The organism is Polaromonas sp., assembly GCF_013817205.1.
In the GTDB taxonomy this organism is placed as follows: Bacteria; Pseudomonadota; Gammaproteobacteria; order Burkholderiales; family Burkholderiaceae_C; genus Polaromonas.
In genome coordinates, this window is record NZ_JACDDD010000110.1 from 1 (window position 1) to 10,275 (window position 10,275).

Here is a 10,275-nt window from a genome sequence, read left to right on the forward strand (position 1 = left end):
CGTTCTTGCGTACACTTTGGCATTGGCAGTCCCCGGTTGCAATTGACATCGAACACCAATGACAACGCGCTTCGGCACGGGGCTGCCGACTCCTGCTAATGAAATATCCGGGCTAGATGTTGTTCGAGGGCGGTCAGGACGGGTGTGGATGGTCACCACGCGGTTACCGCCCGGTTACCACGGCACAATCCGGGGTGGAGATATTTTCATGACCGCACCCCATCCCGCCACCGATCCCCGTGCCTTTCTTGAGCACCTTTACCGGGCCGCCGTTCAGCGAGCCTTGCCACTACACAACACAGCCGCCTATCTACCCAAGCCACCCAAAGGCCGCACCATCGTCATCGGCGCCGGCAAGGCCGGCGGCTCGATGGCGCAGGCGGTCGAAGCCCTGTGGCCTGCCGACGCTCCGCTGGAGGGGCTGGTGGTTACGCGTTACCACCACATTCCGCCGCGCCCCGAAGGATTGCCACAACGCATCGAGATCGTTGAAGCCGCGCACCCGGTGCCCGATGCCGCCGGTCTGCAAGCCGCGCAGCGCATCCTCCAGATGATGCAAGGGCTGACGAAAGACGATCTGGTGCTGTGTCTGATCTCGGGCGGCGGCTCGGCCCTGCTCACCTTGCCGGCCGAAGGTCTGAGCCTGGAAGACAAGCAGGGCATCAACAAGGCCCTGCTGAACAGCGGCGCCAACATCGGCGAGATGAACTGCGTGCGCAAACACCTCTCGCGCATCAAGGGCGGCCGGCTGGCTGCGGCCTGCGCGCCGGCAGCGGTGGTCACGCTGACCATCAGCGACGTTCCAGGTGACGACCCCTCGGTGATTGCCAGCGGCCCCACCGTGCCCGATGCCAGCAGCTGCGCCGATGCGCTGGCGATTTTGAAGCGCTACAACATCGATGTACCGCCCGCCCTACGCACGCAGCTTGAAAGCGGCGCGCTGGAAACACCCAAGCCCGGGGACCCGGCGTTCAACGGCCATGCCGTCCACATGATCGCCACGCCGCAGCAGTCGCTGGAAGCGGCGGCTGCAGCCGCGCGTGCGGCGGGGATTGCGGCCTACATCCTCAGTGATGAAATAGAGGGCGAGTCGCGTGAGGTCGGCAAGGTGCATGCCGCGATGGCGCGCGCTGTGGCGCTCAGGGGCCAGCCTTTCAGCAAACCCTGCGTGATCCTGAGCGGTGGTGAAACCACGGTGACGGTCCGGCCCCGGCAGCCCGATGATGCCAAAGGCCGCGGTGGGCGCGCGGGAGAGTTCTGTCTGGGTCTTGCACTGGCCTTGCAGGGGCAACAGGGCGTTTACGCGCTGGCAGCAGACACCGATGGTATCGACGGCGTGGAAGACAACGCAGGGGCATTTGTTGCGCACGACACGCTGGCGCGCGCGCTGGAAAAGGGCATGAAGATAGACCGCTTCCTGGACCGCAATGACGCTTATGGTTACTTCGAGCCGATCGGCGATCTGGTCGTCACCGGGCCCACCCACACCAATGTCAACGACTTTCGGGCGCTATTGATTTTGTAGCTCGCGAGGTGCGTTGCTGGCTGCTGAATCTGGCGAGGTGGGTCTCCAGGAGGTCTGGCTCGATTGGTTTGGTGAGATGAGCGTCAAAGCCCGCTTCGGCCGTGCGGCTACGGTCGCGCTCGGCGCCCCATCCCGTCAGCGCGACGATAACACCGACTCGAAGCCCGGGTCGGCTCGCAGCGCGCGTGCCACTCCGTAGCCATCCAGAAGAGGCAGACCCAGGTCGAGCAGCACCACGTCCGGCCTGAAACTGCGTGCCATTTCCAGGCCCTGCACGCCGTCGGCAGCGCCCGCCGCCTCATAGCCCATGGCGTCCAGCAGGGCCAGCAGGGTGCTCAGGCCGTCCTGGTTGTCTTCCACCACCAGCACGCGGGTGTTCGCTGCCAGGGGCATGTCATTCGCAGGCGGGTCCGGCCTCGCGATCGGTTGGGGCGCGGCCAGGGCCAGCGGAAGTTCAACCGTGAAGGTGCTGCCCTGGTCCAGCCCGTCGCTGAACACGCGCACGCTGCCCTGGTGCATCTGGACCAATGTCTTGACCAGCGCCAGGCCAATGCCCAGGCCGCCTTGCGCGCGTTCAGCGCTGTGGCTGAGCTGGGTGAACATCTGGAAAAGCTGTCCTTGTTCGCCCACCGGGATGCCAATGCCGTTGTCCATCACTTCAAGCACGGCCACGTCTCCCGCGCGCCGACCGATCAGCCGAACGTGCCCGCCATCGGGGGTGTATTTGGCAGCGTTGGTGAGCAGGTTACCTATGACTTGCACCATGCGTGCTGGGTCTGCGTTGAGCCAGAGGTCTTCCGGATCCAGCAACACCTCCAGTCGGTGCCGGGCTGCTTCCATGGATGGTCGGGACGAGGCCGCCGCCTGCTGAATCAGCTCGCTCAGCAACACGCGCTCGGGTTTGAGCTGGATCAACCCGCGGTTGATGCGTGACAGGTCGAGCAAATCGTCGATGAGTCGTGCCATCAGGCTGACCTGCCGGTCAATCACTTCGTGCGCCTTTTCAAAACAGCTTCCGTCGGGGCTCTTGCGCGCCATGGCAATGGCGTACTTGATGGGGGCTAGCGGATTGCGCAGCTCGTGCGCCAGCGTGGCAAGAAATTCGTCTTTGCGGCGGTCCTGCTCCCGCAGCATGGCGTTGTCGCGCACCCGCTCGATGTGGGCCCAGCAGCGGTCCACCACCTCTTCAATGACGCTGACTTCTGCAGGCGTCCAGCGGCGCGGCGTGGCTTGGTGCACCGCCATCAGCGCTACCAGCCGCCCGTCCTTGGCCAGGGCGCTGCACACCACCGCCCGAATGCCGATGGCCTTGAACATCGGCGCGCCGCCGTTTTCACCGAGTTCTGCATCGACATCGTGCACGACGAGGTGCTGGCCCTGGCGCAGGTTCGAGGTGGCCAGCGGTCCGAACAGATCCAGCGAATAAACACCGGCACTGCTGGGAACACCGTCCACCGCCCAGTCGTGCCGGATGGTGAAGCGGTCGCTGTCTGCTTCCACGTCGGCGTAGGCGCAACGCGTTGCCCCCAGGTACTGCCCCAGCATGCGGGCAGTGACCTGCATCAGTTCACCGGCGTCCGTCAGAGGGCGCGTGGCCTGGGCGAGTCGGTCCAGAAACTGCAGGCGCTCCTGACTGGCCTTGAGGGCTTCTTCGGCGCGCTTGCTTTCGGTCACATCCACGCAAAATCCAACCCATTCCCGCAACTTGTAGCCTTCAAGCACCGGCGCGCCTTGAGCGGCCACGTGGCGGTAGACGCCATCGTGACGTTGCAGGCGGTAGGCCAGTTCGACCAATCTTCCGGCTTTCACACCCTCGGTCCAGGTAGCAAGCACACCGGCGCGATCCTCAGGGTGGATGGCATCGAGCCAGCCCCAAGCCAGGCATTCATCGAAGGTCTGGCCGGTGAACGCCTCCCAGGAAGGATTGTGCGCCACCACGGAACCGTCTGGAGCCGTGTGCCACACCACCACGGAGCTGGCCGTGGCCAAGGTACGCATGCGCGCGGCGTCGTTGGGATGGGTGTTGTCTTCGGGCAGACGCGGCGAATTCATGGACGAGATAATGCCATGCGGCATCAAAGGGCTGCTGTAGGCCAACGCCCTGTATGCGCAGGGCCAAGGCAAACGCCGGGCCCCGCAGACGCCTGGTGCTTCGATCCGCGCCGTCCCGACCTCTACCAAGGTCAGCGGATTTTGGGTGCTATTGATTTTGTAGCTGCTTGCGCTTTCTGGACAAGGGCTGGAGGCTGATTTGATGCTGAACTATTCACAGAGGGCGCGAATTTCGGACGGAATCGGCAGCGCGCGTATGGCTTCCGGGTTGTTTGCGCGGCGGCCGGCGAAGATACGGATTTCGTCGCATTCCATAATCAGCTCGGCGCCGCGCATGATGCGGTAACGTTGCACAAAACTCTTCTCGCGCCACTCCGGAATCGTGACCTCGATGTCCAGCGTGTCGCCGTAAGTAGCGGTGCGCAGAAAGCGCGATTGGGTGTCCACCAGCGGGGTGCCGATCACACCCATGGTTCTTTCGGTTTCCTGCCAGGACGGCACGCCGCATTGCACAAAGAAATTGCGCGAGGCCGCGTCTATCCAGCGGAAAAAGTTTGGAAACCAGACGATGCGCGCCGGGTCGCAGTCGCCGAATTCAACGCGCACGGTGTGGGTGATCTGTTTGCTCATGGATTCATTATGTGGGCAAGCTTTCGTCCGTCGCTGTTCGTTTGCGTTCGTCCCCGTCCGTTCGCCCTGAGCCTGTCGAAGGGAGGCTTCGACAGGCTCAGCCCGAACGGTGGACGGGTTATTGCCTAGTCCCCCTTGATATTGCGCGCCTTGATCAGCGCGCCGAAACGTGCGCTGTCAATCGATGCCCGCATGTTGAAGTCGGCGGGCAACATCGGCGCCGGTACGCCGCCAATTGCCATGATGCGGTCCTTCACACCCTGGCTGCCGAGTATCTTGTTGATTTCCTGGTTTAGCCGGGTCACGACCGCTGCAGGGGTGCCGGCCGGTGCGTAAAACCCGAACCAGGTGTCGGCATCAAAACCCTTGAGTCCGGCTTCATCCAGCGTGGGCACGTCGGGGAACAGTGGCGAGCGCTTCGCACTGCCCACGGCCAGTAGCTTGAGCTTGCCGGCCTTGACATGCTGCAGCCCGATGCCGGGGTCAAACATGAAGTCGAGCTGGCCGCCCAGCAGGTCCTGCATGGCAGGCGCCGCGCCGCGGTAGGGCACATGTACCGCAAAGGTGTTGGCCTGCGCTTTCATCATCTCGGCTGCCAGGTGCGGCGAGCTGCCGTTGCCGGGGGACCCAAAAGACAGCTTGCCGGGGTTGGCTTTGACATACGCCAGGAATTCCTTGACGTTGTTCACCGGAAGCGAAGGCTTGACCTCCAGGAAAACCAGCACACGCGCTGCCGCGGCCACAGGCACCAGATCCTTGACCGGATCAAAAGCCATTTTGGGATAAAGATGGGGATTGACCGACACCATGCCGCCCGAACTCATCAGCAGGGTGTAACCATCGGCTGCTGCCTTGGCCACCGCCTCGCCGCCGATGTTGCCGTTGGCGCCAGCGCGGTTTTCAACCACCACCGGCTGGCCCAGCGCTTCGGCCAGGGGCACGCCGATGGCGCGTGCAAGCTGGTCGGCCGCGCCGCCGGGCGGAAAGTTGACGATGACACGCACCGGTTTGGCTGGCCAGGCGGCGGTTTGCGCATGCGCGGCAGGCAGCATGGCGCCGGCGGCAAGCGCCAGGGCCAGCAAGGCGCGGCGTTGGGAGTGGAAGGGGCGTGTCATGGTTTGTCTCCTTTTTTGAAGTTGAGGTCTGCTGTCGTAACTCGATGGGCCGGCTCAGGAAGCCTTCACGACGCGCGGCTTGCGGTGCGGGTTGTCCATCCAGCGTATCGGCTGGGCCTTGACGGGTCGTGCCGGCGCGCCGTGCTGCACCAGGGTCTGGTCCAGCGCCTTGCCGGCTTCGTCTGCCAGCGCGGCTTCGCGCGCCTGGGCAATTGCCGCAGCGCGTGATTTGTTCGAAGTAAAGGACGCGCCTGTGGCCAGGTGCTCCAGCACATGCATCAGGTTGTCCTTGCCGCGCTCGTTGGTACTGCCGTACCCCTTGATGAGGCGGCCGCACAGCGCGATCTCGTGGCCCAGTTGCCAGTCTTGTTCAGTGCCGCGCACTACGCCGGCCAGCCATTGCTCGATCAACGCTTGCTCAGCCGCATACCGGCTGCCACGCACGCGCAGCCACTTGAGGCTGGCCAGAAAACGCAGTGACAACATGCCAAACACCGAGTGCGTGCCGATCTTCAGCGCCAAGGCCCACGGCGCCTTGCCACCGGCCACACGCTGGCGGTCCCAGCGTGTCACACGCGAAGCCAGCCCAGCCGGCAGCAGCGCGGCAAATTCCGGCGCGCCCGGCTTGAAGTGGTCGTACACCTGCAGCAGGTCTCCGCTTTCGGCCTTGACTTCCCCGTGCACGCGTTGCCAGCGACTGACACTGCTTTTCAAGGCGGCGACACGCACGATGTCGTCAAAAGCCATCCACAGCGCCAGCCAGCGCGCCATCTCGCGGGTGGTGGCGTAGACATGGGCGGCAGAGGGATCAGCCAGCTGTTCTGCGCGCAGCACCTGCTGCAGCCGCTGCACATACAGGTCGGCGTAGTCCTCGTCCTGGTACTCGATCATGCGTGCATGGCCCAGCGCCAGCATGTCATGCACCTGCGGAGGAAAAATACGAATCAAATCGGCCTCCAGCCCATGACTGGCGGGCGCGGACAGCTCCTCATTTAGTAGCAGATCGACGACCAGCGCGGTCTGTGCCTGCTGGGCGCTGACCTGGGCGAAAGCCCGGTCAAACCCGCGCAGGCTGGCCTCGGCGCCTTTGCCGCCGTGGCGGATCGCGTCTTCGTACGCCTGTCGCGCAAAAGGCAGCAGGCCGCTGCCGGCAATCGCCCCCAGCATCACCGCGCTGACGACGGTGCCGCAGTCTTTCGCCATCTGACCCATGTCGAAGACTTGGGTGGCGCGGCTTTGCGCGCCTATGGCTTGCAGCAAGGGCGCAGGGTCGGTGCGGCCATCGCCGGGCACCATGCGTTCGGCCGTGGTCAGGGTGCGGCTGGTCGAACTGATGACCAAGGTGCGCTGCGGCGAGGCCATGCCGTTGCCGACCTGGCGCGCGGTTTCCAGCAGTTCTGACGAGATCAGTCCGTCGAGCGCACCCGGCACCGGGTTCAGGCTGAACACCGGGCGCCTGCCGTCAAGTTCTGCCAGCGGTACCGGAAACACTTCCAGATAATAGGTGGTGGCACCGGTGCGCTGGGCCACGCCGGGAATCGAGGTGCTTTGCGCCGCGTAGCCGCTGGCGCGTGCAATATCGACCAGCCATTCGGTCAATACGCCGCCGCCTTCGCCGCCGAGTGCGCAGATCAAAAAGGTGATCGGTTTTTGTTGATGCATGTTCATGGGGTCTGCAGTGCCCGTACAAATGCGCCGCGCACGCTGCCCAGCAGGCGCTCGTGCCACTTGGGGTTCTGGATTACTTCGGCGCGGTAAAACGAGGGGCACAAGGTGGCCGCATGCGCGTTGGCGCCGCACAGACCGCAACCGACGCAACCGTCGATCACCGTGGCCACCGGATCGACTTTGAGCGGATCGGGGTTGTCTTTCAGCGTCAGCGTTGGGCAGCCCGACAGGCGAATGCAGGCGTGGTCGCCATTGCAGATGTCTTCATCGACGCCGTATTTCACGCGCACCACGCGTTTGCCTTTCTTTAGCAGGCCGGCCAGCCAGGGCTTGATGCGGCGCTGGCGTTCGAGCTGGCATTCGCCCTCGGCAATGATGACCTTCAGGCCGTTGAACTCGGTGGTGAAGGCCTCGTTGAGCGTCTGGCGCATTTCCTCCACATGGTAGGTGTGCACCGTGCGCAGCCACTGGATGCCCAAACCCTGCAGGGTTTTTTCAATCGTGGTGTTGGTTTGCGTCAGGCTTTGCAGCTCGTCGCTGGCATTGAACTTGGCGTCGTCGCTCGGGGTGGAAATGATGTCCTGCGTGCCGGTGGCCGAGGTGTAGCCGTTCTTGAAAATCAGCAGCACCGCATCGTCACCGTTGAACAGCGCCGACTGCACGCCGGTCAGCAGGCCGTTGTGCCAGAACCCCCCGTCACCCATGATGGACAGGGTGCGGCGCGCCATCATGGGCGACACGCCAGCACGGCTGGCCAGGCTCATGCCGTAACCGAGGATCGAGTGGCCGAAGGAGAAGGGCGCAAAGGTGCCGAAGGCGTGGCAGCCGATGTCGGCGGCGATGTGCACCGGCCCGACATCCTGCTGCGCCAGCTTGAGCGCAGAAAACACCGGCCGTTCGGGGCAACCGATGCAAAAGCCGGGCGGTCGCACCGGCAGTGCCTGGTTTATCTGCGCTGCGATTTGTGTTCCCACGGCGGTGCGGCGGTCGCTATTGCCCTGCAGCCAGTTGGTGGCGGACGCCGTGTCCACATCGGTGGCGTAACGCGCGACAAAAGCAGCGATACCGGCCGCCACGACTTCCACCGAGTATTCGCCGCCCGAGGGCAACATGTCCTTGCCGTGCAGCGGCGTGTTGATGTCACGCCGGCGCAAAAAAGTGGCAATCTCCTGCTCGATGTATTCGGGCTGGCCTTCCTCGACCACCAATACCGCGCGTTTGCCCAGCGCAAATTCCGCGACTTGTTCCGGCACCAGCGGGTAGGTGACATTGAGCACCAGCATGGGAATTTCGCTCTGGCCGAAGGCATCACACAGGCCGAACTGCTGCAGCGCGCGAATCAGCGCGTTGTAGATCCCGCCCTGCACGATCAGCCCCAAGTCTTTGCGCGGTCCGTCTGTCAACTCGTTGAGCTGCTGCTCGATGATGTAGCGGCGCGCTGCCGGGATGCGTTCCTCAAACTTGAGCTTTTCGTGGCGGAAGGTCACCGGTGGATGCGCGAGCTTGGCGTAGTCGAAAGCCGCGGGCTCCTCCATCAGTTGCCGCTTGGAGATCGCCGGTGGCCGGTTGTCCTTGCACTCAAAACTGCCGCGCACATGGCAGGCTCGTATGCGCAGTTCCAGGATGGCCGGCATGTTGGAGGCCTCCGACAGCCGGAAGCCGTGTTCCACCATGTCCACCATTTTGCCAAGTTCGGGTCGCGGGTCCAGCAGGCACATCGTTGATTTGAGCGCATAGGCATGGGTCCGTTCCTGAATCACGCTGGCGCCCTCGCCGTAGTCTTCGCCGACCACAATAAGCGCGCCCCCGATCACACCGGGGGATGAAAGATTGGACAGCGCGTCGGCGGCGACGTTGGTACCCACTATCGACTTCCAGGTGACTGCGCCGCGCAGCGGGTAGTGGATGGACGCACCCAGCATGGCCGCTGCCGAAGCTTCGTTGGAGCAGGCCTCTACATGCACGCCGAGTTCGTCCATATAGGGCTTGGCCTGCACCATGACATCGAGCAGGTGCGACACCGGTGCGCCCTGGTAGCCGCCCACATAGGCCACGCCCGACTGCAGCAGGGCCTTGGTGATCGCGAGAATGCCCTCGCCGTGGAAAGTCTCGCCGCTTTTCAGCCGCAGTGATTCAATTTCCTTGCTGAATGAAACTTCCAAGACTGTCTCCGTTGTATTTATCGTGGGAAGCGGCAAGTTTCGTCGTCAGCGAACTATCCATCAATAAAATAACAAGACTATCTGGTATTCATTCAATGCATATAAAAGACATCGACCTCAATTTGTTGCGGCTGTTTGACGCGGTCTACCGCACCCGCAACGTCAGCCGCGCGGCCGAATTGATGGACCTGACCCAGCCTGCGGCCAGCCAGGGCCTGACGCGCCTGCGCCTGCTGATCAAGGACCCGCTGTTTGTGCGCGCCGGCGGTGGTGTGCAGCCCACGCCCAAGGCCGACCGCCTGGCCGATGCGGTGCGCAGCGCGCTGGCGACGCTGGAGCAGGCCCTGAACGAATCGGCGCTGTTTGAGCCTTTGCAGTCGCGCAAGGTGTTTCGCATCCACATGAGCGATATCGGCGAGGGGCGCTTCCTGCCCGAACTGATGGTGGCGCTGCGTCGGCTGGCGCCTGGCCTGCGCATAGAAACCACGCCACTGGCCAGCAGCGACATAGCGGCCGGCCTGGACAGCGGTCGAATCGATTTCGCCTTCGGTTTTTTGCCGACGGTCAAGGACACGCAGCGTGTGCAGCTGCTCAAGGACCGCTACATCGTGTTGCTGCGCGAAGACCACCCCTTTACCCGGCGCCGCCGCAGCGGCCAGGCCCTGCTCGACGCACTGCGCCAGCTTGAGTTCGTCGCCGTCCGCACACATTCGGACACCCTGCGCATTTTGGAGCTGATGCAGCTGGAAGACCGGCTGCGCCTGACCACTGAACATTTCATGGTGCTGCCGTCCATCGTGCGCGCGACCGACCTGGCTGTGGTGATGCCGCGCAATATCGCGAAAAGTTTTGCAGCCGACGGCGGCTACGCCATCATCGAGCCGCCGTTTCCGCTGCGCGACTTCACCGTGTCACTGCACTGGAGCAAACGCTTCGAGGCCGACCCCGGCAACCGCTGGCTGCGTGAGGTGATCGCGGTCCTGTTCCGCGAGAAGGCTTAGAACCTATCCGTAAATAATATTTACGTCCAATTTGATCTTGCGTAGTGCCATGATGGATGCAGCCAAGTGGTTCAGCGCGACAAAGCTGCGGTCAAGCTTTTCGTATCGCACCAGGAGTTTAC

Annotated in this window: 7 protein-coding genes and 1 pseudogene; 2 read left to right on the top strand and 6 right to left on the bottom strand. The window is 63.5% G+C overall.

Annotated features, from left to right (window positions below):
• Nucleotides 1-208: 208 nt before the first annotated feature.
• Nucleotides 209-1,525 carry a glycerate kinase gene (locus H0W47_RS17465; protein WP_296926701.1) on the top strand — a complete coding sequence of 439 codons (1,317 nt, stop codon included), beginning with the start codon at nucleotides 209-211 and terminating at the stop codon, nucleotides 1,523-1,525.
• 135 nt (nucleotides 1,526-1,660) lie between these two features.
• Here H0W47_RS17465 and H0W47_RS17470 read toward each other — a convergent pair whose 3' ends face one another.
• The 5 genes from H0W47_RS17470 to H0W47_RS17490 all read right to left on the bottom strand — a co-directional run bounded on the left by H0W47_RS17470 (nucleotide 1,661) and on the right by H0W47_RS17490 (nucleotide 9,152).
• A complete protein-coding gene (locus H0W47_RS17470) occupies nucleotides 1,661-3,577 on the bottom strand; it encodes an ATP-binding protein (protein WP_296926703.1) in 1,917 nt (638 codons plus the stop codon).
• A gap of 210 nt (nucleotides 3,578-3,787) precedes the next feature.
• On the bottom strand, nucleotides 3,788-4,207 hold the full coding sequence (locus H0W47_RS17475; protein WP_296926705.1) for a thioesterase family protein: 420 nt from the start codon (nucleotides 4,205-4,207) through the stop codon (nucleotides 3,788-3,790).
• A gap of 125 nt (nucleotides 4,208-4,332) precedes the next feature.
• Nucleotides 4,333-5,322, bottom strand: a complete 990-nt coding sequence (locus H0W47_RS17480; RefSeq protein WP_296926707.1) for a tripartite tricarboxylate transporter substrate binding protein — start codon at nucleotides 5,320-5,322, stop codon at nucleotides 4,333-4,335.
• A 54-nt stretch (nucleotides 5,323-5,376) separates the two neighbouring features.
• Complete coding sequence (locus H0W47_RS17485) at nucleotides 5,377-6,984, bottom strand: indolepyruvate oxidoreductase subunit beta family protein (RefSeq protein WP_296926712.1); 1,608 nt, start codon at nucleotides 6,982-6,984, stop codon at nucleotides 5,377-5,379.
• Nucleotides 6,985-6,986: 2 nt separating this feature from the next.
• Nucleotides 6,987-9,152: an indolepyruvate ferredoxin oxidoreductase subunit alpha gene (locus H0W47_RS17490; protein WP_296926708.1), complete on the bottom strand. Its 2,166-nt coding sequence runs from the start codon at nucleotides 9,150-9,152 to the stop codon at nucleotides 6,987-6,989.
• A 95-nt stretch (nucleotides 9,153-9,247) separates the two neighbouring features.
• Here H0W47_RS17490 and H0W47_RS17495 point away from each other — a divergent pair, with 95 nt between their 5' ends.
• The gene (locus tag H0W47_RS17495; protein WP_296926710.1) at nucleotides 9,248-10,153 is read left to right on the top strand and encodes a LysR family transcriptional regulator; all 906 of its coding nucleotides are present in this window, start codon (nucleotides 9,248-9,250) and stop codon (nucleotides 10,151-10,153) included.
• Nucleotides 10,154-10,156: 3 nt separating this feature from the next.
• Here the strand turns inward: H0W47_RS17495 and H0W47_RS17500 are convergent.
• Nucleotides 10,157-10,275, bottom strand: a pseudogene (locus H0W47_RS17500) (IS5/IS1182 family transposase); the annotation flags it as partial.

Excerpts from the sequence above, each read along its gene's own strand:
- H0W47_RS17465 (WP_296926701.1), top strand. The coding sequence starts at position 209 with ATGACCGCACCCCATCCCGCCACCGATCCCCGTGCCTTTCTTGAGCAC.
- H0W47_RS17470 (WP_296926703.1), bottom strand. The coding sequence starts at position 3,577 with ATGAATTCGCCGCGTCTGCCCGAAGACAACACCCATCCCAACGACGCC.
- H0W47_RS17495 (WP_296926710.1), top strand. The coding sequence starts at position 9,248 with ATGCATATAAAAGACATCGACCTCAATTTGTTGCGGCTGTTTGACGCG.
- H0W47_RS17475 (WP_296926705.1), bottom strand. The coding sequence starts at position 4,207 with ATGAGCAAACAGATCACCCACACCGTGCGCGTTGAATTCGGCGACTGC.
- H0W47_RS17480 (WP_296926707.1), bottom strand. The coding sequence starts at position 5,322 with ATGACACGCCCCTTCCACTCCCAACGCCGCGCCTTGCTGGCCCTGGCG.
- H0W47_RS17485 (WP_296926712.1), bottom strand. The coding sequence starts at position 6,984 with ATGCATCAACAAAAACCGATCACCTTTTTGATCTGCGCACTCGGCGGC.